At 44.0% G+C, this 26,203-nt stretch carries 22 protein-coding genes and 1 other RNA gene; 14 read left to right on the top strand and 9 right to left on the bottom strand.

Going from position 1 to position 26,203, the window contains the following annotated elements; genetic code table 11:
* Positions 1-71: 71 nt before the first annotated feature.
* The gene (gene mrdA / locus QL919_RS00290; RefSeq protein WP_290187663.1) at positions 72-2,054 is read right to left on the bottom strand and encodes a penicillin-binding protein 2; all 1,983 of its coding nucleotides are present in this window, start codon (positions 2,052-2,054) and stop codon (positions 72-74) included.
* A 494-nt stretch (positions 2,055-2,548) separates the two neighbouring features.
* On the opposite strand from mrdA, the gene QL919_RS00285 reads away from it, so the two are divergent.
* The 6 genes from QL919_RS00285 to adk all read left to right on the top strand — a co-directional run bounded on the left by QL919_RS00285 (position 2,549) and on the right by adk (position 9,599).
* Complete coding sequence (locus QL919_RS00285; protein ID WP_290187662.1) at positions 2,549-3,883, top strand: hypothetical protein; 1,335 nt, start codon at positions 2,549-2,551, stop codon at positions 3,881-3,883.
* A 295-nt stretch (positions 3,884-4,178) separates the two neighbouring features.
* Positions 4,179-6,209: a heme lyase CcmF/NrfE family subunit gene (locus QL919_RS00280; RefSeq protein ID WP_290187661.1), complete on the top strand. Its 2,031-nt coding sequence runs from the start codon at positions 4,179-4,181 to the stop codon at positions 6,207-6,209.
* Between the two features lies 1 nt (position 6,210).
* Positions 6,211-6,870 (top strand): DsbE family thiol:disulfide interchange protein, encoded by a 660-nt coding sequence (locus QL919_RS00275; RefSeq protein ID WP_290187660.1) that lies wholly within the window; start codon positions 6,211-6,213, stop codon positions 6,868-6,870.
* Complete coding sequence (locus QL919_RS00270) at positions 6,867-7,445, top strand: cytochrome c-type biogenesis protein (RefSeq protein WP_290187659.1); 579 nt, start codon at positions 6,867-6,869, stop codon at positions 7,443-7,445. The genes QL919_RS00275 and QL919_RS00270 overlap by 4 nt, the downstream gene beginning before the upstream one ends.
* The gene (ccmI, locus tag QL919_RS00265; protein ID WP_290187658.1) at positions 7,442-8,722 is read left to right on the top strand and encodes a c-type cytochrome biogenesis protein CcmI; all 1,281 of its coding nucleotides are present in this window, start codon (positions 7,442-7,444) and stop codon (positions 8,720-8,722) included. The genes QL919_RS00270 and ccmI overlap by 4 nt, the downstream gene beginning before the upstream one ends.
* Before the next feature lie 220 nt (positions 8,723-8,942).
* Complete coding sequence (gene adk / locus QL919_RS00260) at positions 8,943-9,599, top strand: adenylate kinase (RefSeq protein WP_290187657.1); 657 nt, start codon at positions 8,943-8,945, stop codon at positions 9,597-9,599.
* 265 nt (positions 9,600-9,864) lie between these two features.
* Here adk and secB read toward each other — a convergent pair whose 3' ends face one another.
* The 4 genes from secB to rsgA form a co-directional block, all read right to left on the bottom strand.
* Positions 9,865-10,317: a protein-export chaperone SecB gene (gene secB / locus QL919_RS00255; RefSeq protein ID WP_192529053.1), complete on the bottom strand. Its 453-nt coding sequence runs from the start codon at positions 10,315-10,317 to the stop codon at positions 9,865-9,867.
* Positions 10,318-10,495: 178 nt separating this feature from the next.
* The gene (grxC, locus tag QL919_RS00250) at positions 10,496-10,759 is read right to left on the bottom strand and encodes a glutaredoxin 3 (RefSeq protein ID WP_290187656.1); all 264 of its coding nucleotides are present in this window, start codon (positions 10,757-10,759) and stop codon (positions 10,496-10,498) included.
* Positions 10,760-11,039: 280 nt separating this feature from the next.
* Positions 11,040-11,495 (bottom strand): rhodanese-like domain-containing protein, encoded by a 456-nt coding sequence (locus QL919_RS00245; RefSeq protein WP_290187655.1) that lies wholly within the window; start codon positions 11,493-11,495, stop codon positions 11,040-11,042.
* Positions 11,496-11,682: 187 nt separating this feature from the next.
* Positions 11,683-12,786 (bottom strand): ribosome small subunit-dependent GTPase A, encoded by a 1,104-nt coding sequence (gene rsgA / locus QL919_RS00240; RefSeq protein WP_290187654.1) that lies wholly within the window; start codon positions 12,784-12,786, stop codon positions 11,683-11,685.
* 227 nt (positions 12,787-13,013) lie between these two features.
* Here rsgA and orn point away from each other — a divergent pair, with 227 nt between their 5' ends.
* Positions 13,014-13,601 (top strand): oligoribonuclease, encoded by a 588-nt coding sequence (orn, locus tag QL919_RS00235; protein ID WP_290187653.1) that lies wholly within the window; start codon positions 13,014-13,016, stop codon positions 13,599-13,601.
* Positions 13,602-13,827: 226 nt separating this feature from the next.
* Here the strand turns inward: orn and QL919_RS00230 are convergent, their stop codons facing one another.
* Both QL919_RS00230 and QL919_RS00225 read right to left on the bottom strand, forming a co-directional pair.
* On the bottom strand, positions 13,828-14,673 hold the full coding sequence (locus QL919_RS00230; RefSeq protein WP_290187652.1) for a UDP-2,3-diacylglucosamine diphosphatase: 846 nt from the start codon (positions 14,671-14,673) through the stop codon (positions 13,828-13,830).
* A 103-nt stretch (positions 14,674-14,776) separates the two neighbouring features.
* Positions 14,777-15,292 (bottom strand): peptidylprolyl isomerase, encoded by a 516-nt coding sequence (locus tag QL919_RS00225; RefSeq protein WP_068034829.1) that lies wholly within the window; start codon positions 15,290-15,292, stop codon positions 14,777-14,779.
* Positions 15,293-15,552: 260 nt separating this feature from the next.
* On the opposite strand from QL919_RS00225, the gene QL919_RS00220 reads away from it, so the two are divergent.
* The 4 genes from QL919_RS00220 (at position 15,553) to QL919_RS00205 (ending at position 20,664) form a co-directional block, all read left to right on the top strand.
* Entirely contained in the window at positions 15,553-17,292 is a 1,740-nt protein-coding gene (locus tag QL919_RS00220) for a glutamine--tRNA ligase/YqeY domain fusion protein (protein WP_290187651.1), read from the top strand.
* Between the two features lie 370 nt (positions 17,293-17,662).
* Positions 17,663-18,301 carry a peroxiredoxin gene (locus QL919_RS00215; protein ID WP_290187650.1) on the top strand — a complete coding sequence of 213 codons (639 nt, stop codon included), beginning with the start codon at positions 17,663-17,665 and terminating at the stop codon, positions 18,299-18,301.
* 258 nt (positions 18,302-18,559) lie between these two features.
* Positions 18,560-19,222, top strand: coding sequence for a glutathione S-transferase family protein (locus QL919_RS00210; protein WP_290187649.1), 663 nt, complete (start codon positions 18,560-18,562; stop codon positions 19,220-19,222).
* Positions 19,223-19,740: 518 nt separating this feature from the next.
* Positions 19,741-20,664 (top strand): DUF4377 domain-containing protein, encoded by a 924-nt coding sequence (locus QL919_RS00205; RefSeq protein WP_290187648.1) that lies wholly within the window; start codon positions 19,741-19,743, stop codon positions 20,662-20,664.
* An 86-nt stretch (positions 20,665-20,750) separates the two neighbouring features.
* On the opposite strand, the gene ruvC is transcribed toward QL919_RS00205, so the two are convergent.
* Complete coding sequence (ruvC, locus tag QL919_RS00200; RefSeq protein WP_290187647.1) at positions 20,751-21,335, bottom strand: crossover junction endodeoxyribonuclease RuvC; 585 nt, start codon at positions 21,333-21,335, stop codon at positions 20,751-20,753.
* A gap of 153 nt (positions 21,336-21,488) precedes the next feature.
* On the opposite strand from ruvC, the gene QL919_RS00195 reads away from it, so the two are divergent.
* Positions 21,489-22,130: an FxsA family protein gene (locus QL919_RS00195; protein ID WP_290187646.1), complete on the top strand. Its 642-nt coding sequence runs from the start codon at positions 21,489-21,491 to the stop codon at positions 22,128-22,130.
* Between the two features lie 131 nt (positions 22,131-22,261).
* Here the strand turns inward: QL919_RS00195 and ssrS are convergent.
* Positions 22,262-22,457, bottom strand: a non-coding RNA gene (gene ssrS / locus QL919_RS00190) — 6S RNA.
* Positions 22,458-22,713: 256 nt separating this feature from the next.
* On the opposite strand from ssrS, the gene gpmI reads away from it, so the two are divergent.
* Entirely contained in the window at positions 22,714-24,372 is a 1,659-nt protein-coding gene (gene gpmI / locus QL919_RS00185; protein ID WP_290187645.1) for a 2,3-bisphosphoglycerate-independent phosphoglycerate mutase, read from the top strand.
* A gap of 298 nt (positions 24,373-24,670) precedes the next feature.
* Entirely contained in the window at positions 24,671-26,164 is a 1,494-nt protein-coding gene (locus tag QL919_RS00180; RefSeq protein ID WP_290187644.1) for a S41 family peptidase, read from the top strand.
* Positions 26,165-26,203 lie beyond the last annotated feature (39 nt).

The raw sequence follows: 26,203 nt of genomic DNA, 5'->3' as shown, positions 1-26,203 counted from the left end.
TCTGTTACTTCCAGTTTTTCGTTGAGCGTATTTTATTTATTGTATTTCTATTTCTATTTAGAGCCAGTTTTCTACTCAGAGCTCGTTGTATTTTCGGCTGCTTGCGCTGCTTTTTCTTCAAGCGCTTGCTCTTCTTTATCACGCAGCGCATCACGCATGGCTTTTTCAAAGGCTTTTTGACGTTTAATGACTTTTAACTCATCTGCGCTCGGGGGCAGGATTGGATCGCTTTTACGTTGTAATACCCAGTAATCAAACAATGCACGTCCAATAGGCGCCGCCACCGCACTACCACCGCCACCGTTTTCAACCAGTACGGCAAGAGCGATTTGTGGGTCTTCTACAGGGGCAAAACCATTGAACCACGCATGATCCCAGTGACGCTTATCTATCGCAGATTTATCGTAGCGTTTGCCTTGAGCGATAGACTTGACCTGTGCGGTACCTGTCTTACCTGCGATGCGGTAGCGCGGCGTATAGATACCGCGTCCAGTACCATTTTTTACCACGCTTTCCATAGCATCATGCATGCGTAGCCAGTCAGAAGGCTTGCCATTGTATTCAATCTTGCCATCAGGCTTGGTGATGACATTTACCTCTGCGGCACCATCGCTGCTTTTGAGTAAATGTGGGGTAATGTGCTGACCTTTACTCGCTGTCATGGCAGTTGCGTTGGCAATCTGTAGCGGCGTGGCTAAGAAATACCCTTGACCGATACTGACTGAAATGGTTTCACCTGGTAGCCAGTCCTTATCATAGGTTTCTTTTTTCCACTTAGGTGACGGCATGATACCTGAGCGCTCGCTTGGCAAGTCGATACCCGTTTGCTCGCCAAAGCCAAAGCGTACCATCCAATCATGCAATCTTTGAATGCCCATCTCGTAAGCCAGCTTGTAGTAATAAGTGTCCACCGACATCACTACAGATTTTTTGAGGTCGACTGACCCATGACCCCCACGTTTCCAGTCACGGAAACGATGACTGTCACCTGGCAGACTAAAATAACCAGGATCATAAATTGAGGTTTCCCACTCACGTAGGCCGTAATGCAGTGCCCCTAAACCTTCAAAAGGTTTGATAGTAGAAGCCGGCGGATACATGCCTTGCAGTGCACGGTTATAAAGCGGCTGATCTAGATCGTCACGTAGATTGCCATAGTCCTTAAATGAGATACCAGAAATAAAAGGATTAGGGTCATAGCTTGGGTTGCTCACAAACGCTAGTACATCTCCAGTATTGGGGTCAATAGCGACTATGGCACCGCGGCGACCATCTAGCTGCTGCTGTGCCACAGTCTGCAAGCCATAATCTAGGCTCAAGGTAAGGTCGTTACCAGCTATCGGTGCCTTGGTATCCAATTGACGTAAAATATTGCCATGAGCGTCTGTTTCCACTGACTGATACCCTGGTTGTCCCAGCAATATGTCTTCATAGTAGTCTTCGATACCAATTTTACCGATAAGGTCAGTACCCGCGTAGCGATCTTTATCGATGCGTTTGCTTTCTTTGTCGTTGATACGACCAACATAACCGATGACATGAGCAAATAGCTCGTCATAAGGATAGGAGCGGGTCAGTTTGCTTTGAACGCTCACACCGCGAAAGAACGGTTTACGCTCACTGAACTGCGCCAACTGCGCTTCAGTCAAATCAATCTTAATCGTAACAGGATCGTTTTTACTTTTACTAAGGCGCGCTAAAATATCAGTGATATCGGTCTCTGTTAGGTCAAAAATAGGTGCCAGTAGGTTTAAGGTGCGTTCAGGGTTTTCGACTTCGTCAGGGCTGAGCATCGCTGTAAAAACCGGCTGATTGTCTGCCAATATCACCCCATTACGGTCATAAATATAACCGCGACTGGGCGGTGCGGATATCAGCTTAATTCGGTTGTTATCAGCCTGTGTCGTATATTTATCGTGAGCATACACTTGTAGATAACCATAGCGCACTATCAAGCCGCCCAAACCGATAAGTATGATGATGCCAAAAATAATAATACGATTGGCAAAAATACTATTGACCTGTTCGGTACTGGCAGTTAGCGGTTTTTTCATAAAAAATTAGAGCCCAAGCGGTCAGTGAATCAATAAAGTGAGTCGGTAAAATATAGATAAGTAGGCAAGCACGTTAGCCAAAGCGCGGTGAGCATAAAGGATTTCAATCACATAGGCTGTCATAGCTAGATGTGCTAGGTATCAGTCTATACATCGAAGCCAGCTATGGTTTGATGACAAATTATAACAGAACAAATGAGCGCACGCAGTATACGGCCAGTTATTTTATCATTATATATATTGTCAGTATGACTCTCTGTATTATGCACAGAGGATGGTAATATTTGTCGCCGTAAAGCGAGACCAAGAACCGTGTCATCGCTAGTCACAACTTGGCTAGGCTCTACGTGTGCTAATGAATAGTAAGTATGCTAAAATCAGGCGATTTATTTCATCGTAGTTATTAGGGCAGAGCGTCTTTTTGAGAGCGTTCTAATTTTGCTAAGGGCATTTCATTAGCAACGACAATCAACCTGTCAGGGACAAGATAAGTCATGGACGCAACTTCATTGTGGCAGACGATAGCGGAACATCCAGAGTTTTTTGCCATGCTGACCATTCCACCAGTGACAGCATTCGTCACTTGGGTACACGTGTGGATGGCGCTTAAGATGCTGTTTTATCCCATTAAGTTTTGGGGTATTCGTATTCCTAACTTCCCATTTTTTGGGTTGCCAGGCTTAGGCTGGCAAGGTATTGTACCGCGCAAAGCCGGTAAGATATCTGGGGTTATCGTTGATCAAACCTTATCAAAACTCGGTTCGCTAGATGAGTTTTTCAAGGCGATGGAACCTGAGCAGATGGCAGTTTTTATCACTGAAACGGTCGATAAGAATCTTGAAACGTTGATTGATGAGATTATGCTGGATCACTCACCAGCGCTATGGGGTAATTTGCCTTATGCGCTTAAGCGCCGCGTTTATGCCCAAGCGCACAAAGAGCTGCCCAGTATTATGCAATCGCTCGTGACTGACCTGACTTATCATGTCGAAGACCTCGTCGATATGCGCAAAATGATTGTCAATAAGATGGAAAGTGATCGTCGTTTGATGGTCAACATGTTCTTAAAAGTCGGTCAAAAAGAAATTGATTTTATTTGGCATATCAGTGCGTTGATTGGTTTGGTATTCGGTATTATCCAAATGTTTATCTTTTTGGTGGTGCCGCAGCATTGGACAGTGCCGTTTTTTGCCGCTATTTGGGGCTTTTTGACCAACTGGATTGCCATTTGGATGGTGTTTAACCCTGTCGAGCCGCGTTTTATTCCTTATTTGAAGTTTTTTACGGTTCAAAGTGGCTTTCCGTTTATCAAATTGCAGATGCCACATATTGCCCAGTATCGTTTGCAGGGCGGCTTTATGAAACGTCAAGAAGAGGTTTCTGAGGTTTTTGCGGAGATTGTGGTAAAGGATTTAGTCACGCTTGAGAACATCATGAATGAGATGATGTATGGTGACCGCGCCCCACAAACGCGTGACTTAATGAAATCGCATTTGTATCAAGTGTTAGAGTCGCCTGTGATTAGTACCACATTGCGTGTAGGATTGGGTCGCCGTGAGTATGGACAGCTAAAGAACACGATTATCGATAAATCAATTGTCGCGACAATGGTGCCGCTGCGTGACCCTGAGCTGAACGAGAGCCGTGCCAGTAAAATATTTGGACTGTTTCGTGATCGGATTCGCGCGTTGACGCCAGACGAATTTCAGAACTTATTACGTCCGGCATTCCGTGAAGATGAGATGACCTTGATTGTACTGGGTGGTCTGACAGGGTTTTTAGCCGGTTGGCTGCACTTGGTGTTGGTGTTTTTTCCCTCAATACAGTAGATAGTATCTCTTTAAGCAAAGAAGCGTGTTTGACAGATCTTTATCATAGAAAAATTTTATTTATAAAATATTTCAGACACGCAAATCATTACTGATAAGCAGCACTTTATATCAATTATTCATTTTGATATACCACAACAATAGTAGCGGGTTTTACGTGCTTCTATAGCGATTAAAACCTCCGTTTTTGACCGTAAACTATGACCGCATAAAGGAATGTTTAGCGTTTGCCAGTGGCTAAGCAAAGTCAGTGGTGAGTCCTCAATTGTATCCAAGGTAAACAAGGTTAGACCGTATGTTAATCACAGAATTGGGTTATTTTGCCTTGCTAGCCGCCTTAATATTGGCGATTTTGCAGGTGGTATTACCAACCATTGGCGTCATGCGCAATCATGTTGCTTGGCAGCGTCTCGCGCCAAGCCTAGCATGGGCGCAGTTTGCTGCCATGATTGTTTCATTTGCCGCACTGATGGCAGGTTTTTATTATAATGACTTTAGCCTCGTCTATGTCACTCAACACTCTAATACCTTATTGCCTTGGTACTATAGACTCTCGGCAACGTGGGGCGGGCATGAAGGCTCATTGCTATTGTGGTTGACCATCATGGCCACTTGGTGTGCACTGGTGTCCTATTTTAGCCGTGGTCTGCCGTTGTCTATGCGCGCGCGGGTTTTGGTGATTTTGGCTGGTGTGCAGATGATGATGCTGACGATGCTCATCTTTACCTCATCGCCATTTGATCGTACGTTGCCTAATTTGCCAGTTGATGGTGCGGATCTGAATCCTGTGCTGCAGGATTTTGGTTTGATTATTCATCCGCCTATGCTTTATATGGGTTATGTGGGTTTGGTCGTGCCATTTGCTTTTTGTATGGCAGCATTGTGGGAAGGTCGTTTAGACGCAGTATGGACACGTTGGTCGCGTCCGTGGGCGCTTGCCGCTTGGGGTTTTTTGACAATAGGGATTGCACTTGGTTCTTGGTGGGCTTATTACGAGCTTGGCTGGGGCGGTTGGTGGTTTTGGGATCCAGTAGAAAACGCTTCATTGATGCCATGGCTTGCTGGTACTGCATTGCTACATTCGCTCGCGGTAACCGAAAAGCGTGGTGTCTTTAAAGCATGGACAATCATGCTGGCCATCTTTGCCTTTGCGCTCAGTTTGCTTGGCACGTTCCTCGTGCGTTCAGGTGTCATTACGTCAGTGCATTCGTTTGCCGCCGACCCAACGCGTGGTCTTGTAATCTTGGTCATCCTTGGCATCATCGTTGGTGGTGGATTATTAATGTTTGCGGTACGTGGTTGGCGTTTGACGGTTGAGAGTCAATATCAGCTGATTTCGCGTGAGTCGTTTTTGGTGATTAACAACGTCATCATTTTGATTTCAACCTTAGTAGTGCTGCTCGGTACCCTTTATCCTATCATCGCCGATTCCTTTAACTTGGGTCAGGTATCTGTCGGCCCTCCGTACTTCAACGCGCTGTTTGTGCCACTGACATGGTTGTTATTAATCGCCATGGGTATGGGATCTAATATCCGTTGGAAGAAAGACAGTCGTCCGTTGCTGGGCGCAGGTACGGTCATTGCAGCAAGCAGCCTAGTATTGGCAGCAATTATTGCCTATTTTGTCAGTCCGTCTGCCATGCTCAATATTGGTGTGACGTTGGCAGTCAGTTTTTGGGTGCTGTTTTGGATGGTCGTCGATTTTAAAGACAAAACCAAAAACGCGTCGAGTCGTTTTCAGGGCTTACGTCAGTTACGCCTGAGCTATTGGGGACAACAGACTGCTCATATCGGTGTCATCATTGCAGTCATTGGTGTGGCATTCACCAGTACCCTAAGTATTGAGCGTGATGTGGCACTAGGTCCGAATGACAGTGTCCATGTCCAGGGTTATGACTTTACTGTCAAAGGTTTCCGTGAAGTCAAAGGCAGTAACTTTGATGCGACCCAAGCAGAAGTGTTGGTCACCAAGGACGGCAACGATGTTGCTACCTTGTACCCTGAAAAGCGTAATTATATTATTAGCATGATGCCAATGACAGAAGCAGCCATTGACGCTAGCCTCATACGCGATGTCTATGTGGCGCTTGGCGAACCCATTGCAGCGGACAGTAATGAATGGGCGGTACGTATTTATGTGAAGCCACTGATTCGTTGGATATGGCTTGGTTCTCTCATCATGGCGTTTGGTGCACTGTTGAGTATGCTTGATAATCGTTATCGCATCAAAAAGACTAAGACCGCCGCACAAATCGCTGCCAAAAAATCAGGATTTGCCACGGTCGATGACTTAGAAACATCAGCAACAAAAATAGGGGAGAAGTAATATGAGCACATCAAATAACTCCCCTGAACAGCATTCTAATAGAGACAAGGGGCGTGGCACCAAAACCATGAACAAAAAGCAGCTAAAGATATGGTTTTTGATTCCGCTGCTGGTATTTATTGGGGTGCTTTATCTGCTAGGTAAGCAGCTAGGTAAACCGACTGAAGTAGTGATGAACACCGCGCTTGAGCGCCCAGTACCTGCTTTTGAGCTGCCATTATTGTCAGATACCAGTCGTATTATGACCAACGATAATTTACCTGACGAGCCTTTTTTGATGAACATTTGGGGCTCTTGGTGTCCAACTTGTATCATCGAGCATCCGTTCTTAATGCAGCTTGAGGAGCGTGGTGTCAATTTGGTGGGTATCAATTATAAAGATGATATCGGTGATGCATTTGGCTACCTGAACCGAGGTGGCGATCCGTTCTCGATGTCTATTCAAGATTTGTCTGGTCAGTTTGCGTTAGATTTGGGTTTGACGGGTGCGCCTGAGACTTTCATTGTCGATGGTGAGGGTATCATTCGTCAGCATATCATCGGAGAGGTGAATGAGAGCAATTGGCAAAGTCGTATCGCCCCTTGCTTGATGGTACTCAATGACGCCAATAACAATAACGTCAGTCCAGATCCGAGTCAGGTTGCGGAGGCATGTAAATGATAGCCAATTATATAAAAACCTATCAAATAAAAGCCGTTATATTCAAGTTAGCCAGTGTACTGTTGGCGTGTTTGTTGACCATGACAAGCCAGGCGGCAATTGATGTTTATGATTTTGATTCTGTGCAGCAAGAAGCCCAATATCGTGGTCTCATCGAAGAGCTGCGTTGCCCAAAATGTCAAAACCAAAACCTTGCAGGGTCTGATGCACCAATCGCCCAAGACTTGAAGCAAAAAACCTATGACTTGGTAAAAGATGGTCGTAGTGATGGCGAGATTCGTGCTTACATGCAAGAACGTTACGGTGACTTTATTAGTTACAAGCCGCCCGTACGTCCATCAACGTGGATTTTATGGTTTTTCCCGCCACTATTACTCATTGTGCTATTAATAGGTTGGTTTTGGCAAAGTAAACGGCGTCAGCTGGTTGCCAGTGGTCAAAGTGGCGTGGCGGTAGACAGTACTGCTGCCGAGCTCACTGCTGCCGAAAAAGCCGAACTTGATCGCTTGTTATCGCGTGCAGAAAACAACGATAAAAGCGACCACGACATCACAAGCCTCGAGGACAAAAAATGACCATATTTTCTACTGCTGGCTTATTTATTGCTCTAAGCTTATTTATCGCCTTAATACTTGCTTTGATTACCATCATGCCGTGGTTACGAGCGTCACGCACGCAAGAAAAACCTGTCGATAATCAGTTGTTAGATATCAACGTTGCGGTATTCCGTGAGCGTTTGGCGGAGCTTAAAACTGATAAAGACAGTGGCACTATCGATGACAGCCATTATCAAAACCAAAAGCTTGAGCTTGAGCGTCAGCTATTGGATGCTCAGCGTGAAGTCACACCGATGGTTGCACCTGGTATCAAAAGCCGTTTAATTATCATGGCTTGGGTACCGATATTGGCAGCCATGGCATATCTGATGGTCGGTGATCGCACACCTGTGTTCAAGCTTTGGGCGGCGGAAGACAAAGTTGGTCAAGTGGCCGATGATTTATTAACCGGTAAAATTGACCAGCCACCTGCATGGGCGATTGAAGACGGTACCCAACTTATCAGTGCCATGCAGACCAACGTCTATCGTCATGCTGATGACCCCAATCGTTGGATGCGCTTGTCTGAGCTATTCTTATCATTAGAAGCAACGGATTCGGCACTAGAAGCCTTGTCACGTGCTTATCGTTTATCTCCAGATAATGAAGAGATTGCGACCACTTATGCGCAGATAAGTTTCTTTGCTAATAAAGGACAGCTGGATGAAAGCAGTCGCCGAGTACTACAAGACGTATTGGCCAAAAATCCAGGCCATGAAGGCGCACAAATGCTCATGGCAATGGGTGAGGCACGTAGCAGTAACTTTGATCAAGCACAGGGCTGGATTAAGCGTCTACGTGACAGTATCTCATCTAAGCCTGGCGACCATAGCCAAGCCTTAGCAAGCTTAGATGAGCTCAGTGCTAATGTCATGGCTCAGCAGCAACAAGCCTCTGAAGGCGTCGAAGTAACCGTCAGGGTAAGTTCTGGCTTATTACCACTTGTCAAAGCCGATGATGTGTTGTTTGTGGCGATACGTGATATCAAAGGTGGACCACCGTTTGCCGCCAAGCGTTTGCCAATCAGCATTATCAAGCAAGGCGAGGCCACTATTAGCCTAAGCGATCTCGATGCGATGATGCCTGAGCGTACTTTGAAGTCTGCTCGAGAGGATAAGGTTCAATTGGCAGTCATTGCTCGTATAAGCCATAGCGGTAATGCAAGTGCAGAGTCAGGTGACTTATCTGGCAACCCAGTGGTGATTAGTGCTGAGCAAAATCAGGCCAATGTTGAAATCAATCAGCAGATTCCATAATATATTTATTGGTTATTGTCAGTACCGATGATATAAGCGCTGTTGCCCGATGCAGCAGCGCGCAACAGCATTGTATGAACAGATAAGTCATGACAACTTATCACTGCAAATAATGAAAATACTTGAGCTTTGCAAAGCCACAAGGTAAGGTAGCTTTGCAAACAACCAATCCCTAGGTTTTATTAGTCCCAAATTCCTATCTATTAAGGAGAGTCGTGTAATGATGCGTATTATTTTGCTAGGACCACCAGGCGCCGGTAAAGGTACCCAAGCTCAGTTCATTTCTAAAGAGTATGATATCCCGCAGATCTCAACGGGCGATATGCTGCGTGCAGCAATCAAAGAAGGCAGCGAACTTGGCAAGCAAGCCAAAGACGTTATGAATGCTGGTGGTTTGGTTTCTGACGACCTCATTATTAACCTAGTGAAAGAACGTATCGCTAAGCCTGATTGTGCCAATGGTTGTATTTTAGATGGTTTTCCACGTACGATTCCACAAGCTCAAGCGCTTGCAGATGCTGATGTTGCGATAGATCATGTGATTGAAATCAGCGTACCTGATGACGAAATCGTTAAGCGTCTGTCTGGCCGTCGCCAACATCCAGGCTCAGGTCGCGTGTATCATGTTGACCACAATCCACCAAAGGTCGAGGGTATCGATGATGTGACCGGCGAAGCGCTTATCCAGCGTGAAGATGACAAAGAGTCTACCATTCGTGATCGCTTGGCCACTTATCATGAGCAGACGTCTACCTTGGTTGGTTTTTATCAAGATAAAGCCAAAGAAGGCGATGATGCGCCTAACTATGATAAGTTTGATGGCACGCAAGGGATTGATGACGTGAAGCAGCAAATTCTGTCAGCATTAAAAGGCTAATCATCGATTTTAAATGATTGATGAAGCATGTGAAGACCCTGTTTATCGGCAGGGTTTTTTTATACCTGATGGTTTTCAATTCAAATGATATTAGGTTTGATAATTTTAAGCCTAGCGACTGTATTCATTATCAGGACTGACAAGCCATCCTTTCGCGTAACACTATAATTTGCATACAGTAATAAATAGCACCAAAAAAACCGCTTACTCAAATAAGTAAACGGCTTTTAGGTATTAATGGACTACTACTTTATAAGGTTAAAACTTACGCATTACCTTGGGCATCAACTTGTGCTTGTTGCTGACTTTGCGCATAAGCTTGGTCAAAGTTCACTGGTGCTAGCAATAACTGCGGGAAGCTACCACGTGTTACGATGTCGCTGATGACTTCACGCGCATATGGGAACAGCACATTAGGGCAATAAGCGCCAAGGATTTGACCGATTTGATCTTCTGGGATATCTTTTAATAAGAAAATACCCGCTTGATGAACTTCAGCGATAAAAGCTGGTTCTTCAGCATTCTTTGCCGTAACGCTGACCGTCAATACGATTTGATAATGGTCGTCATCAAGTTTCTCAGCATTGCTAGAAAGATTGATATCAAGCTCTGGGTTCCACTCTTTGGTAAATACGCCAGCGCCTGGAACCTCAAGTGACATGTCTTTTACATAAATGCGCTCTAGTGCCAATTGTGGTTGTGCTTGTTCTTCAGCCATGGTCATTCCTCTAAAATTGAATCAAATAATGGGGCAAATTGTTATTGAAAAATATCATTGTAATATAAATCGAGACTGAGTTTGGATATTTCATCTCGATATTTTCACCAATGAATGTTATCCGTAATGCTGCCTATCTCTACAAATATAAAGACAGACAGTTGACTAAGGTAGCAAATTAACCAGCCAATAGCTCGTCAAGTTTGCCTTGTTGGTTCATTTGATTGAGCTCATCAAAGCCACCAACAAAGGTATCGCCAACAAAGATTTGTGGCACAGTGCGATAGTTATTGGTTTTTTTCATCAATGCTTGGCGCTCTTCGCTGCTGATGTCATGCATACCGATTTCTTCGTAGTCAACGCCTTTGGTTTTAAGCAATTGCTTAGCATTTGAGCAGTACGGGCAGATAGGGGTAGTATAAACTTTAACAGGTACAGTCATGGTAAATCCTTATTTATAAGTGTATGGCCGCTTAACTATACTAGTGTGACGGCGTTAACTTCGTTTGAAATATTATTATAATCTGTCACTCATCAATGAATTGCAAATATATTTGGTGACGCTCAATATTAAAGTGGGGATGGCGATGACAAATTCAAGCAGCATAGGCACAAAAGCGTTAACCGTATCATAACTGCCACATAAAAAAAGACACCCAGAAGAAGGTGTCTTTTAAATCAGTGTAATCAGTACTGCATACACTACATCTTAATTCATTGTCTTACTTATGCAGACTTGGCTTAGCTTTGCCTTTATTTTTAGGCTTAGCATCTTTTATACCAACCAATGGCATGCCTGCTGCTTGCCAACCGCCAACACCGCCCTCTAGGCGATAGACACTGTCTTTACCAATCATCTGAATGGCTGCGCCTGCTTGTACGCCCATATCACAGATGATAATCACTGGCTGCTCAATGGCACGGATCTCTTCTATGCGGTCTTTGAGTTCAGTGAAAGGTATGTTACGGCTGCCTTGGATGTAACCAGTGGCAAACTTCTTTTTGGCGCGAATATCGATCAGCTGCGCATTTTGCGAGTTAACCATCATACCCAAGGTATTGGGCGATATTTTTCTGCCACTACGTTTGTTTTCAATGGTAAAAAACAGCACGGCAAGTACGGCTAATATACCAAATAAAAACGGGTGGTTGCCCACAAATTCCAGCGCACGATCCAAACCATACCTCCAAAAAATAAGTGTTCTAATAAACTGCGAATACAGCTTAGGATTACCGAACAAGGCGCTATTATACCGATTAGACCATCCATAGTAAACGTGTGATGATTAACCCAGCGACTAACTGGCTGTACGCCAACGATTAATAAAGCAAGTATTAATCACACAAGCACTAATGAGGTAGGCACTAATAAGGCTTGGTATCTGCCTCTTCTCTTAAGGTGACAAGGTTTTCAACACGGCGCTGCAATACTTTACCGTCAGCAACAGCTTCCCACAATGCGCAGCCTTTGCTGTTATGAGTATGGCGACAATCGCGGAATTGGCAATCCCCTGCCAGTGGGGCAAGCTCAACGAATCCTGAAATGATATCATCAGGGGTTAAATGCCAAATCCCGTACTCACGAATACCGGGCGTATCGACGATACCGCCTTGAGTCAAGTCGTCTGGGTTAAATGGTAATAAGCGACTGGTTGTGGTGGTATGCTGGCCGAGTTTTGAGTTTTCAGAAATAATATTTACGCTCTGTGCCGATTCTGGTAGCAGAGCATTAATTAGACTGCTTTTACCCACACCAGACTGACCAGCAAAAATAACCAGTTTTTTATCGATGTAGCGCTTTAACTCATCTAGCCCTTCTTGCTCGTCACTATCAGCGATATTTTCAGGACAAGCGACTGAGGTCAGTACGCTCTCATAACCAAGGGCGGCATACTGCGCGAGCAGTTCATTGGTATCGACACCGTTTTCTTGCGCCAGCAGATCGGCTTTATTAAGCACTAATAATGGCTTCACACCAGCGTGATGACAGACGACTAGATAGCGATCAATCAATGTTGGTGCTGCGGCAGGTAGCGGGGCAAATACAATGGCCAAAATATCGACATTGGCTGCAACAGGTTTAAGCTTATGATAGCGATCAGGGCGTGAGACAAGAGAGGTGCGAGGTTTGACCGATTCGATACGTCCAAAGCCAGTATTGGGATCAGCACTCCAGCGCACGTGGTCACCAGCCGCTAGCATCGGTAAGTTGGTACGCACATGGCAACGCCAAATATCACCTAACGCCAGCTCTTGCCAAAACGGCTCAGGATCATCGGGTGCAATCTCTGGCTGAACGGGAGTGACTGCTGGCAAGCTGGTCACCTGTACTTCTAGCTGCTTGCCATAGTGTGCCATGACAACGCCATCCATCAAACTGTCATCGATACTGTCTTGACTGTCTAGCTGCTGTTTGTCGATGCGACGAATCTGTTGTTTAGTCAGTTTGCGTTGCCGAATTAATGCCATGGGTTTGTGACCTATTAAAAAATATTGCTAAGTGTAGCGTGAAAATTTGCTAACATACAGCCTAAAGCGCATCTAGCCGATAGTGGTTTTGTAATGTTTTGGTTTTTTTAAACATTATCACTGACTAAGCGCAAAATATATGATTTGAGCATGACCATTTATATGTCATTTATTTAGTTAACATTGCTCCAAAGTTATTTCAAAATTTATTGACCATAGGACAAAATATGAGTACCGACGACCATCCCAATAAGATTAGAATCAGAAACCAAGGTAAAAAAGGGCTGGTATGGATTGACCTAGAAATGACTGGGCTTGATACTTTAAACGATGAGATTATCGAGATTGCCACTGTCGTCACTGACGAAGATTTAAACGTCCTTGCCGAAGGACCGGTGTTTGCCATTAAAGTATCAGATCAAGTGTTAAATAAAATGGACGATTGGAATACCAAGCAACATGGCCAGTCAGGATTGGTTGATCGTGTACGCCGTAGTACGGTGACATTGGCAGAGGCCGAAGCGGAAACCATTAAGTTTTTGAATAAATGGGTCGATAGTGGCAAGTCACCAATGTGTGGCAACTCAATCTGCCAAGATCGCCGCTTTATGGCGCGACAGATGCCCGAACTGGAGAAGTTCTTCCACTATCGTAACCTTGATGTGTCATCAATTAAAGAGCTATGCTTCCGCTGGCGCCCTGATATCTTAAAGAATTTTGAAAAAGGTGGCAGTCACTTAGCATTAGACGATATTCGCGACTCTATTCGTGAGCTAAAACATTATCGTCAGCACTTCTTTAAATTAATGCCTTAAAGATAAAGGGTCTTAGATAGTCAAAAAAAGGGTCTGTTATTTTAACAGACCCTTTTTTATCGTAAATAAGAGACGTTCACATATATAGTCAAAATATCCTAAAAACGCTACGGTATTGCTGATATCAATTTTTTTGTAGCCTCTGTCTGCGCAGACACAGCAAGCAAGAAAAATTGATATCAGCAGCGCGTGATGTATCGATATTACTTTTCACTGACTATAGATATCATGACATTAGAAATTTAAATTCAACCAATTCAAATTCAGCATTATTATTATCTGAGTTTTCATCTGTGGTTACTATGCCAATCACTGCACTGACTTTTGGCTGGCGTGTTTCGCTATCTAATAGTCGCCAATCACCCAGCACGTAGCGTTTTTTATTACTCGTGGCTTGATGAATATCTGGGCGATGAGTATGACCATGTAGTAACGCATCGCTATCAGCCACTGCTTGTATCACTGCATCTTCATTGACATCCATGATGTAAGCGGCTTTATTGGCGTTATTCTGTTGGCTTTTTTGGCGCATTTTATCTGCGATAGCCAAGCGTTTTTCTAGTGATTTATTCAGCAAGTACCACTGAGTTAAACGATTGCGCATGATTTTGCGAAAAAACTGATATTTCTTATCATCAATGCATAACGCATCGCCGTGTTCTAAGCGATAATTCTGCTGTCCAACGGTTAAAGTGTATGGCTCATAAATAAGCTCACCACCGAATAAATTGCAAAATGGCTGACCTAACAAAAAGTCACGATTGCCATGCATAATCAAAATCTCACAGCCAGCTACTCGTAGTTTTTTTAACTTAACAATCAGCGGAGTGAGCCAATGGGTTTGGCGCTCATCTTCTGATAACGATAAGTAAACGTCGTCACCGAGCCATACTTCGAACCAATCGCCTAAGATAAACAAGCGCTTTAGCGCAGGCAAGGCAAGGCAATCATCAAGCAGCGCCAAAAAAGCCTGCACTAAGGCAGGCTCTTCAGGCGATAAATGCAAATCGCTAATCAATACTTGCCGCACCTCATGAGGGCGGGTGGTAATTAGATGGTTGAAACTTTGCATTTATCCTTATCCTCGTGAATTACTAAGAAGTATCTTTTGATAAGTGCTTACTGAGTGATTTTCCTCAAATAACAGTTATCTACTAAACACTACTGAGTAACAATTACTTAGTAATGATGGTCGCTGAGTTGATAACCACTGGCTCTTTTGGCACATCAGCATGCATGCCGAAACGACCAGTAGGTACGCCGCGCATTTTTTCGATGACGTCCATACCGCTTGTTACTTTACCAAATACGGTGTAGCCCCAACCCTGCATATTTTTGCCAGAATGGTTTAGGAAATCGTTGTCTTTCACGTTAACGAAAAACTGGCTGGTTGCTGAATGCGGGTCTTGCGTACGTGCCATCGCAATCGTACCTTTGTCATTCTTTAGACCATTATCTGCTTCGTTTTCAACAGGTGCATTGGTCGCTTTTTCATTCATCTCAGCGTCCATTCCGCCGCCTTGAATCATAAAGCCGTCAATGATGCGATGGAAAATCGTGCCATCATAATGACCAGATTTTACATAGTTTAAAAAGTTTTCTACCGTTTTTGGCGCTTTTTCTTCATTGAGTTCGATAACGATCGCACCCATACTGGTGTCAAGTTCTACTACTGGTGGCATGTCTACCATGTGATATTCCTTTTTGATTGCAGCACCTTAATTAGCACTGTCGTGAGTGATTGTTAAAAAGTCATGGCTAGTCTAACGGCTTTTTTATCTCGTGTCATGTATCAGGCTGTTAATGCGTTTGTGAAACCTGATAGAATAACGCAACTTCCACTTTTTATTATAATTTTTAATAACCTACTTTTAATGGTTTGGTTTGAATTTTCCATGCTACGTGATGGCACGTAGCATGAACTGACAATTTGCGTTAGGAGCAATGCCCGATGAGTGAGCACTCAAGCAACAATGCACAAAAAGACGAACAAAAAAACGATTTTATTCGTAATATCATTCGTGACGATGTCAATGCGCAGAAATACCCACAAATCGTGACGCGTTTCCCGCCTGAGCCAAATGGTTATTTGCATTTAGGGCACGTTAAATCTATTTGCTTAAACTTTGGTGTGGCTAAAGAGTTTGGCGGTGTTTGTAACCTACGTTTTGATGACACCAATCCAACCGCAGAAAAGCAAGATTACATCGATAATATTAAGAACGATGTTAAATGGTTAGGATTTGAGTGGGCAGGAGAGGCGCACCATGCGTCGGGTTACTTTGACCAGTTGTATGCATGGGCCGTGCAGTTGATTGAGCAGGGCGATGCCTATGTAGACTTGCAGTCACCTGAGCAGATTAAAGAAAACCGTGGCTCCTTTAATGAAGCTGGCACGCCATCACCACATCGTGATGCCAGTGTTGAAGAAAACTTGAACCTCTTTAATGATATGAAAGAAGGTAAGTTTGCGGAAGGGAAAGCCGTTTTGCGCGCCAAGATTGATATGGCCAGCCCAAACATGAATATGCGCGACCCTGTCATCTACCGCGTTATGCATCAAGAGCATCATCAAACGGGTGATAAATGGTGCATTTATCCGATGTACGATTTTGCCCATCCGCTCTCGGATGCACTCGAAGGCATTACCCATTCGTTATGTACGCTGGAGTTTGAAGACCATCGTCCATTCTATGATTGGGCGGTTGAAAAAATCGGCTTTGATGTACCGCCGCATCAGTACGAGTTTAGCCGCCTAAATGTCGACTATACCATGACCAGTAAGCGTAAGCTGAAGCAGTTGGTCGATGAAAATATCGTTAGCGGTTGGGATGATCCGCGTATGCCAACGATCGCTGGCATGCGCCGCCGTGGTTATACGCCAGAGGGTCTACGTGACTTCTGTGAGCGTGTTGGCGTGACCAAAGTAGACAGCGTTGTTGATTTTCGCTTATTAGAATTTAGTATTCGTCAATCATTAGAGACGACTACGGCTCGTGGTATGGCAGTGCTTAAGCCATTAAAAGTGACCATTACGAACTTTGCGGAAGCGGTTAGCAGTTGGGAGTCCCAAAAGGCTGATAGCGTTAATGCGCGCTTTGATGAGGCCTCACAAACTTTATGGCTCACGCAGCCAAATCACCCTAACGTCGATATGGGTGAGCGTGAGATTCCATTCACTGAGACTTTATATATCGACCAAGGCGATTACGAGATTGAGCCGCCAGCAGGTTATAAGCGCTTGTCACCAGAAAAGCCAGAGATTCGACTGCGTAATACTTATGTATTGGCAGTGACTGAGCATACTCTTGATGAAAGTGGCAACGTTGTTGAGCTAAAAGCCACGATTGATCCGGCAACGCTAGGTAATAATCCTGAAGGTCGTAAGGTTAAAGGCGTCATTCACTGGGTATCGGCTAGCCAAGGCGTGCTAGCGACCGTACGCATGTATGAGCAGTTATTTAGTGTCGAAGACCCAAGTAGCGTCGCTGACGTTCATCAAGCCTTGAATGCTGACTCGTTGACTGAGCTTAATGCCGTGGTTGAGCCATCATTGGCTAATAGCGATGCTGGTACGCGCTTCCAGTTTGAGCGTGAAGGTTACTTTATCGCGGATAGCGAAGAACATACTAGCGACAAGCCAGTATTTAACCAAATCGTTAGCTTACGTGATAGTTATAAACCAGCGTAACTGTTAACTGTGTTTTCACTCTTAGAGTTTGAGAAGGCACTGCACAATAGTGGTTTTAAAAATTGCCCATTTCTAGTACGCTAGAGATGGGTTTTTTATGAATTTTGCTTGTGGGATGCAAGCATGGTAGTTTAATGCTCTATGCGACCTATATACCGGTTTGCTTATTGGTAAATGGAATAAACGCATTACAATCCGTCACAAGACATTCATAACCAGTTTGGTAATATAAAGTGAGTTTTTTGCTGATGTGCTTAGTGTTATTTTGATAACTGAGCATATCATTAATAATAATAGAGTGAGCCGATATCTTTTAACCTTAATGTATTGATATTAACGCTCATCACAAACATAAATAAGGAATTTAAGTATGGCAAATTTACGTCTGGGTGATACTGCACCAAATTTTGACGCGACAACCACTGATGGTGATATCAATTTCCACGAATGGGCAGGGGACAGTTGGGTTGTTTTCTTCTCACATCCTGCAGATTATACGCCAGTATGTACCACTGAGCTTGGTCGTACCGCAGCACTAGGCGGTGAGTTCCAGAAGCGCAATGTTAAACCAATTGCGCTATCGGTTGATGGTTTAGAAGATCATAAAGGTTGGGTAAGTGACATTGAAGAAACCCAAGGTACTGCTGTCAATTTCCCTATCATTGCAGACCCTGAGCGCAAGGTTGCAGATCTTTATGACATGATTCATCCAAATGCTGACAATACAGCGACGGTCAGAAGTGTGTTTATTATTGATCCTAAGAAAAAAGTACGCTTAACACTGACTTATCCAGCCAGCTGTGGCCGTAACTTTGATGAGATTATTCGTGTGATTGATGCGATGCAATTGTCTGATGAATATAACGTAGCAACGCCTGTTGATTGGAAAGATGGCGACGACGTTATCATTCCTCCAAGCGTGAAAAACGAAGATATCGCTGCTAATTATCCTAAAGGTCATACCGAAATTAAGCCTTATTTACGTACCACACCTGCGCCTAACAAATAAGTTAAATGCATGTGGTATTGATAAGTGATTAAGAATTGCTCAAAAATTAAAAGCCCTATAACGGAATGTTATGGGGCTTTTTGTTATTCAAACTCTCATCAGAACAGCGAGCTCAATAAGGTTTTGCTATGATGAGCAGAGTAGGCTATAACTGTTATATAGCGTGTTGATATTCTGAACCATACGCTATAGTGCAATAACCATAATAAAGCCTATCAGCGCTAAGTCGCTTTGAGTCCAACTTACAAGGAGTTTGCCATGAAAAAACTATACGTCACCCGTACTGCCCCCAATCCACGTAAAGCACTTATTCTATTAGCATCGAAAGGTATCGATGTCGATGATATAGATGATGTCGACTTAGTAGACATTGACTTTGCGTCTGATGAGCAGATGTCAGATGAGTTTACTAAGATGAATCCAATGCAGACAGTGCCAGTGCTAACGCTAGATGATGGTACGGTGCTCAATGACTCACAAGCAGTGTGTGAGTATCTTGACCGCGTGTATGGCGAGCGCTCGGTGATGGGCAATGATGTGGTGCAGCGTGCGCAAGTGTGCTCTATGCGCCGTATTGCTGAATTTGAAGTCTTGTACAACTTGATGCTGGCGTTTCAACACAGCCACCCCTCAAAAGCTCAGCGAGTCGAACAAGTGCCAGAGTTTGTCGCGCCCTCTATTGCCCGTGCTACTAAAGCCATGGCATACTTTGAGACGGCGTTAGTCGGCCGTGATTACTTGGTCGGTGAACAACTAAGCTTTGCTGATATCGTGTTATATCTGGGGTTAGACTTTGGTAAAATACTCAAGGTCAATCCTAATGAGCAAGGTGAAAACTTAGCACGGTTTTATCAAATGATGAATGAGCAGTTTAGTATCAAAAAAATGGCAAAAGCCAAACCCACAAAAGGCCCTGAGTAAGGTGTTCGTTTATCTTAATGCTCATTTATAGTGATAGACAGACATCGCAGCGCTTAATTTTATCTCATAAACGTTGAATTGAAACAAATATGATAACTAACATTTAAAGACAGTTAACTCTCTGGGCTGACTGTCTTTTTTGTAACTTTTAGAGTGTTAGGATAAGTACCTTATAAAAATATAACGGTATCGAAAGGTTGTTAGTAATAAAAGCCACTATCACTAAAATCATCCAGATGAAACAATTTTTAAAAGATGTAATAAAAATATACATTTCATTACATAAGGCCACAGAGTCAGCGCTATAGTGACTAAACTCTCTTGAACCACTAAGCTTCTCTTAATAAGGTATTAATCCGCCATTAAACTTAGCGTTTATTAAGTGTTTATTCGTAAAGTTAAGATTTAGCGATTTGCTTAGCGTTAATTGAGTTGAGGCCAACTGTTAAGATATGGATTGTTTTGAGATGAGAAAGGATAAATAAGCTTACTGAGAAGTATGTTGTGAGGTATGTTGTATGGTAGGTAGAAGTAAGAAAGCAGTGTTCAAATTCGTTTTATTGCCAAGTGTGCTAGCAGCAAGCTTGGTATTGGGTGCCTGTCAAAAAGACGCTAATTCTGTCGATAATAATGCATCAGACAATAGCGATGCAGGAGTAGCAACTGACGCAACACTAAACACAAATGAGGCATCGGCTACTGATATGGCGGCAGATACATCTGATGGTAATCATATTGAACCCACTGTAGAGCAAAATATGATTGACAATTTATCACGCTATCGTTGGACGTTATTGGATATCGATGACAAAAGTGGCGGTCCAGTCATAACGACACTTAGAGATATCAAAGACCAAGTAGGATTGTCATTCAGTCCAAATAGAAACACGATAAACTATAGTGTTGGCTGCAATACGATGAGTGCGGCTTATCAGCTGCAAGATGATAGGTTGACTACTGAAGAGAGCATGAGCACCAAGATGCTGTGCGAAGATTTAAATAATGCTGAAAATCGTCTAAACACCTTAATGCAGGGTACTAGTGAGCTGAGCGTGACAGATGGTGAAAACCCCATACTCACGCAAGTGACCAGCGATGCGGTTACGTTAACTTGGAAAGGTAGATTGACCTCGCAAGCCAAGTACAACAGTAAAGGCGCGACGGTGTTTTGGGCAGTGAATGCTAAAATGGTACCTTGTGAAGGTAATGAATCACAGCAATGTTTACAAGTTAAGCCAATCACTTATGACGATCAAGGTATAAAAATTAATGAAGGACAGTGGACAACGTTCACTGGGCAAATTGATGGCTATCAGCATGATGGTAAGCACGACGAAGTATTACGTCTACAACGTTACCAGTTAGACGGTGAAGAAAATGTAGCCGGCGAAGAATATGCTTATGTGTTAGATGCGGTGATTGAGAGTGCCTTGGTAGAGTAGGCGTTTGTCGCTCATCCAACTGACCATCGATAAAAAACACGCATCCTTTAGACGCGTGTTTTTTTATGGGTGTTTACTTGATTGCTTTAACGCAAGTTGCCCAAGTCTTCTTCGGTTAAACGCCAGCGTCCCTTTTTCTTAGATCCGCCACGACCACGCATCGAGCTATTCAGCAGTATCTTATTCATAGAATGACTTGAATGTGCATGACAAATGGCACAAGCCAGTCCATCAGCGGCATCTTGTTGCGGTACCACTTCTAATGCCAGTATACGGCAGACCATCTCTTGCACTTGTTCTTTCGCCGCTGCACCATAGCCGCAAACTGCTTGTTTAATTTGGCGTGCGGTATATTCCGATACTTCCAAGTCCAGTGCCACCATTGCTGCAATCGCGGCACCACGTGCCTGACCGAGTTTTAGCGCCGAATCAGGATTTTCGGCCATAAATACCTGCTCAATAGCAGTATATATAGGCTCGTCGGCATACTTCAGATGATGCTGCGTGATACGGGTCAAGCCATTAAAAATACGCTTGAGGCGTTCAGGCATCTCTTTAGTATCCGTGCGAATGGTACCTGCATCAATATAAGTCAGCTTGTCACCGGTTTGTTGAACGATACCATAACCTGTCATACGTGAACCGGGATCAATCCCAATAATAATTGCCATAGTTATCCGTCTTACTTACATTTTATTTTATGGCTTAAAAATCAGCCTTAAGTTTGATAGTATAGCAATCAATCCCCATATACATCATATGTTAGCCATCTTAATTTGCATGGTGCTCAATTTATTGGTTTTTATTTTATAGGACGACGCTTTATGGGTCAGATAGTTGGTATTGCCATCGTTTGGTTTATTATCGAGATGCTACTGTGGTATTTGCTTGCTCAGTTTATGAGTGGCTGGTGGGTGTTTATGTGGTTTATCATCGCCGCAGTCATCGGTATTGCTCTGTTACGTAAGGGCATGGCTGCTCTAAACCCAATGGCGCAGCAAATGAAAGCGGGTGGCATGATGAATCCAGCGATGCGTCCGCAAGAGTCGACCATGATGAAAAGTGTCGCTATGGCAGCAGCGGGTATTTTGTTGCTCATTCCTGGTGTGCTGAGTGATTTAATCGCCCTGTTGGTTGTATTGCCGCCTGTACAAAAGAAACTGAAAGATGCAGCCAATAACTACGTCATGAACAATCAGCAAAAAATGATGGAGATGATGGCGAAACAGATGGGTGGTCAAATGGGCGGACAAAACCCATTCGGTGGCATGGGTGGTCAGAATCCGTTTGGCGGTGCAGGTGGCATGAATGGCCAGAACCCATTTGGTCAACAACAAAATCCGTTTGGCCAGCAACAGCAAAATCCCTTTGGTGATGTGTTCAAACAACACACGACGGTTGATGGGACTGCAAAAAATATCCCTAAAGATGTGAAGAAGATTACCAAGTCTGCCAATGACGAGTAATCGATTGATGGTTAAGCAAGCTTAAATAGAAAAGCATAAAAAAAGCCCCTTTCATTATTAACGAAAGGGGCTTTTTGGTGGTCTTTATTTATCATAAGCATATTTGCAAAAAAATAAAATAATGACCGAATAGAACAACCGAAGTGCCGCCGCAAGATGGTGACCCATGAACCGTGAAGTTCAGGGCGGATGCGTCACTGCCTCTGCAGGTTTCCTGATACACCGCAAGCGGTGCAGGCATACACAATGAAGCAATAGGTACCACATCCTAGTAAAGCATTATCGGCTCAGGGAATAAACATCTACTAGCCAACACTTCAGAATAGTTTTATCTTAACCAATGGTTTGAGTGATTGCAAGTATGATTTACAGATTGATACTTAGCGCAGTTATTTAGTAAGACGGACAATATCGGGTATGACCTGTCTGGATTGGTAAGCAGTGGCAGAGAGTCTGATATCAGTCAATGAATAGTGAAAAATTGTCAGTTTTTCAGCTATTTTGAGATATGTGTTAATATAGAGGGCTTTCAACACCCTAATACAGCATTATAGGCGTTCATTCACTTGAGGAGCGGTAATATATGACCAGTAATCAGCAGCCATTAGAATCTAATAATGACAATAAAACGCAGCTTAACAGTAAGCAGGATAGCGCACAAAATAAGAAAACACCGCATGTTTTGATGATATTGGACGGCTTTGGTCATCGTGAAGAAGATAAAGACAATGCCATTGCTGCGGCCAATATGCCCAATTTAGACAAGATTTATCAACAATATCCGCATGGGCTAATTTCCGCATCGGGAGAAGATGTTGGCTTGCCAGATGGTCAGTTTGGCAACTCAGAAGTCGGTCATATGAATTTAGGGGCAGGTCGCGTTCTGTACCAAGATTCAACTCGTATTTCAAGTGAGCTTGCCAATCGTGAATTTTATAAAAATGAAGCGTTGGTTGATGCGGTGAAAGCTGCGAATGAGCTTGGTGGTAACGTACATATCATGGGTTTGCTGTCGGATGGTGGTGTGCATTCGCATCAAGACCATATTGAAGCGATGTGTCACTCGGCGTTGGTTCATGGTGCCAAAAACGTCTTTGTTCATTGTTTCTTAGATGGCCGTGATACGCCGCCTAAATCTGCTGACAAATATATCAATCGTTTACGTGAGCATATTAATAAACTGAATGCGCATTATGAAGGTGGTCGGGTGCAGATTGCTAGTATCATCGGCCGTTATTATGCGATGGATCGCGACAATCGTTGGGACCGTGTTCAAAAAGCCTATGAGCTGATTACTGAAGGCAAGGCTGACCGTCTAGCAACGCGTGCAGATGGTGCGGTGCAGGCCGCTTATAAAGCTCGTGAGACGGATGAGTTTATTAGCCCAACAACAGTCATCGGACGTGACGAAGTACCATACACAGTAGAAGATAACGATGCGCTTATCTTTATGAACTTCCGTGCTGACCGTGCCCGTGAGCTTGCCCAAGCATTTGTACTGCCAGATCATGAGTTTTCTGGCTTTGCCCGTCAAAAGCAGCCAAGACTTGCTGCCTTTGTGATGCTAACGAAGTACTCGGATGTATTGGCTGATAACCCAAAGACCAGTATTGCCTATTATCCAACCTCATTAACCAATACCCTTGGCGAATACTTACAAAGCAAAAATAAAACACAGTTACGTATCGCTGAGACTGAGAAGTACGCGCATGTGACATTTTTCTTTAGTGGCGGCCGCGAAGAAGAGTATAAAGGCGAGACACGCATTTTAGTACCATCGCCAGATGTTGCAACTTATGACCTTAAGCCTGAAATGAGCGCGCCTGAGGTGACAGATGAGTTGGTCGCAGCGATTGAGTCCGGTAAATATGATGTGTTGGTCGTGAACTATGCCAATGGGGACATGGTTGGGCATACAGGTATCTTTGATGCCGCTGTCAAAGCGGTAGAGGCGCTCGATGTCTGTGTTGGCCGTGTGGAATCAGCGGTACGTGCTGCAGGTGGCGATATGCTTATCACTGCCGATCACGGCAACTGTGAGCAGATGCAAGACTATGAAAGTGGTCAAGTGCATACTCAGCACACGACGGAACTTGTACCATTAATTTATGTGGGTGCGCAAAAAGTAACGGTCCGTAGTGGTGGTAAACTGAGTGATGTTGCCCCGACTATTTTGGCGTTGATGGATATTGAAGCGCCAACTGAGATGACTGGTGAAAGTTTATTAGTGTCAGCATCATAGTCAGTCGTTTTAATATTGTATAGTAGGCAGTCATGCCATGCGATAAGAAGTAGACGGTTTAGTTGAAAAGGGGAGGGATATTCATTATCTCTCCCTTTTTTATGTACTTTCCTTGTCTGTATTAACTGCAAAAACGTGCGTCATATAGCCTAAGCGATGTTAATACAGCTCATTCGTTTTTTGCGTAACGAATACTACTTGCAATACTATCCTAGTTTTAGACATACTCTTGGTGCTATCTTATGAGATGGTCTTATCCCTAATAAATCATAAACTCCTGATTAAAAAGAGTGTTCTTATGCGTCCTATTTATGTCATGCGCTCATCGCTGTCTAAACAATTAGATAAGCAGATGACGAGCGTGTTTATAATACCTAAGTTTTTTAAGCCTATCTATGTGATAGGTCTCTTGGGCTTGGGTTGCATGAGTATACAAGCGCAAGCGGTTGGCGAGGCATCTATCGAAAACCCTACCGTGAGCCTAGAGTTAATCAGTTTAGATACTGATGGAATAGCGGCTGAAGACAACGCTGATGATTTATCAGATGTTGCGGATATGTTAGATGCTGCAGACGAGTCAGATGACGCAATAGATGGCGTGGCAGATGAGAGTGCTTTGACGGACGATATCGAAGATATAGAGACGGACATTCCATCAGAAGTAGCGCAAGTCTCGCTAAATGCCATTTCTCCTGAAACGCTCAAGACATTCGTCGCAGTCGTGGATTTGGTACGCCGTGAGTATGTGGATGCCGTCAATGACGAAGAGCTGTTTAATAATGCGATGAGTGGCATGCTCACCAAGCTTGACAGTCATGCTGAGTTTTTAGACGCTGAAGCTTATGAAAATCTGCGCGCTTTTACTGAAGGCGATGTTGGCGATGTTGGCATCAAAGTTACTTATCAGCCAAAAGTGGGTTACTGGGTCATCACTGAGGTAATTGATGATTCACCGGCTGACAAAAAAGGGATCGCCGTTGGGGACTACTTACATCAAGTGGGCGAGTTCAAGCTGGATGATGGGCGTCAGAGCAATGACGTCGAGCAGTTGTTAACCGGTATCGCTGGCACGCAAATCGATGTGGTTACGTCTAAGGCTGGTCGCCGTAAGCACACCACAACTTTACAGCGTAATAATAGTCATCCTCAAACGATTGAAACAAAGCTCATTGATGATATTGCTGTCATTAGACTACCCGCGTTTCAAAACAACAGCCGTGAGAAATTACTAGAAGGTTTGATTAATCTAGAGGCACCCATCTCAGGTATCTTGCTAGACATGCGAGACAATCCAGGTGGGGTGCTCACATCCGCGGTGAGCGTTGCCAGCTTGTTTATGACTGATACCGATGTGGTACAGGTACAGGCGCGCCAAAACGAACCACGTATATTGCCGACTAGGGGTGAGGCGATACTTGAGCCGTTACCGTTAGTGGTATTACAAAATCGCTATTCGGCATCTGCAGCAGAAGTATTGGCCAGCAGTTTGCAAGCACAAAAACGCGCTACTATCCTCGGTGAAGTGAGCTATGGCAAAGGGTCGGTTCAGTCAGTCATTCCGCTAAATGATGAGCAGGCAGTCAAATTAACAGTCGCCAACTACATGACTGCCGCGGGTAACAAGATAGATGGCATCGGTGTGGAACCTGATGTGACGTTATCTGGTAATGAAAGTACATGGGAGCAGCAGGCGCTCGATGTGTTAAAAGAGCGCGCCCTTGAGTCAGGCATTCGCTTTATCAGAAAATCAACTAGGACGGATAAGGCAGTAGAGAGCAGTACGGCTAATTAGCGGCTGTCTAAAGACATTTTGCCCCGTCAGTACATAGCG

The organism is Psychrobacter sp. APC 3426, assembly GCF_030408035.1.
GTDB lineage: Bacteria > Pseudomonadota > Gammaproteobacteria > Pseudomonadales > Moraxellaceae > Psychrobacter.
The sequence above is the reverse complement of the archived record's forward strand: the minus strand, read 5'-3'. Positions and strand labels throughout refer to the sequence as shown.

What these genes read in the sequence shown, in the direction of transcription:
- QL919_RS00180 (WP_290187644.1), top strand. Translation starts at nt 24,671, where the DNA reads ATGCGTCCTATTTATGTCATGCGCTCATCGCTGTCTAAACAATTAGAT.
- QL919_RS00230 (WP_290187652.1), bottom strand. Translation starts at nt 14,673, where the DNA reads ATGCAAAGTTTCAACCATCTAATTACCACCCGCCCTCATGAGGTGCGG.
- ccmI (WP_290187658.1), top strand. Translation starts at nt 7,442, where the DNA reads ATGACCATATTTTCTACTGCTGGCTTATTTATTGCTCTAAGCTTATTT.
- rsgA (WP_290187654.1), bottom strand. Translation starts at nt 12,786, where the DNA reads ATGGCATTAATTCGGCAACGCAAACTGACTAAACAACAGATTCGTCGC.
- mrdA (WP_290187663.1), bottom strand. Translation starts at nt 2,054, where the DNA reads ATGAAAAAACCGCTAACTGCCAGTACCGAACAGGTCAATAGTATTTTT.
- QL919_RS00280 (WP_290187661.1), top strand. Translation starts at nt 4,179, where the DNA reads ATGTTAATCACAGAATTGGGTTATTTTGCCTTGCTAGCCGCCTTAATA.
- QL919_RS00285 (WP_290187662.1), top strand. Translation starts at nt 2,549, where the DNA reads ATGGACGCAACTTCATTGTGGCAGACGATAGCGGAACATCCAGAGTTT.
- QL919_RS00220 (WP_290187651.1), top strand. Translation starts at nt 15,553, where the DNA reads ATGAGTGAGCACTCAAGCAACAATGCACAAAAAGACGAACAAAAAAAC.
- QL919_RS00215 (WP_290187650.1), top strand. Translation starts at nt 17,663, where the DNA reads ATGGCAAATTTACGTCTGGGTGATACTGCACCAAATTTTGACGCGACA.
- QL919_RS00195 (WP_290187646.1), top strand. Translation starts at nt 21,489, where the DNA reads ATGGGTCAGATAGTTGGTATTGCCATCGTTTGGTTTATTATCGAGATG.
- QL919_RS00205 (WP_290187648.1), top strand. Translation starts at nt 19,741, where the DNA reads ATGGTAGGTAGAAGTAAGAAAGCAGTGTTCAAATTCGTTTTATTGCCA.
- ruvC (WP_290187647.1), bottom strand. Translation starts at nt 21,335, where the DNA reads ATGGCAATTATTATTGGGATTGATCCCGGTTCACGTATGACAGGTTAT.
- QL919_RS00225 (WP_068034829.1), bottom strand. Translation starts at nt 15,292, where the DNA reads ATGGTAGACATGCCACCAGTAGTAGAACTTGACACCAGTATGGGTGCG.
- orn (WP_290187653.1), top strand. Translation starts at nt 13,014, where the DNA reads ATGAGTACCGACGACCATCCCAATAAGATTAGAATCAGAAACCAAGGT.
- gpmI (WP_290187645.1), top strand. Translation starts at nt 22,714, where the DNA reads ATGACCAGTAATCAGCAGCCATTAGAATCTAATAATGACAATAAAACG.
- grxC (WP_290187656.1), bottom strand. Translation starts at nt 10,759, where the DNA reads ATGACTGTACCTGTTAAAGTTTATACTACCCCTATCTGCCCGTACTGC.
- secB (WP_192529053.1), bottom strand. Translation starts at nt 10,317, where the DNA reads ATGGCTGAAGAACAAGCACAACCACAATTGGCACTAGAGCGCATTTAT.
- QL919_RS00210 (WP_290187649.1), top strand. Translation starts at nt 18,560, where the DNA reads ATGAAAAAACTATACGTCACCCGTACTGCCCCCAATCCACGTAAAGCA.
- QL919_RS00270 (WP_290187659.1), top strand. Translation starts at nt 6,867, where the DNA reads ATGATAGCCAATTATATAAAAACCTATCAAATAAAAGCCGTTATATTC.
- adk (WP_290187657.1), top strand. Translation starts at nt 8,943, where the DNA reads ATGATGCGTATTATTTTGCTAGGACCACCAGGCGCCGGTAAAGGTACC.
- QL919_RS00275 (WP_290187660.1), top strand. Translation starts at nt 6,211, where the DNA reads ATGAGCACATCAAATAACTCCCCTGAACAGCATTCTAATAGAGACAAG.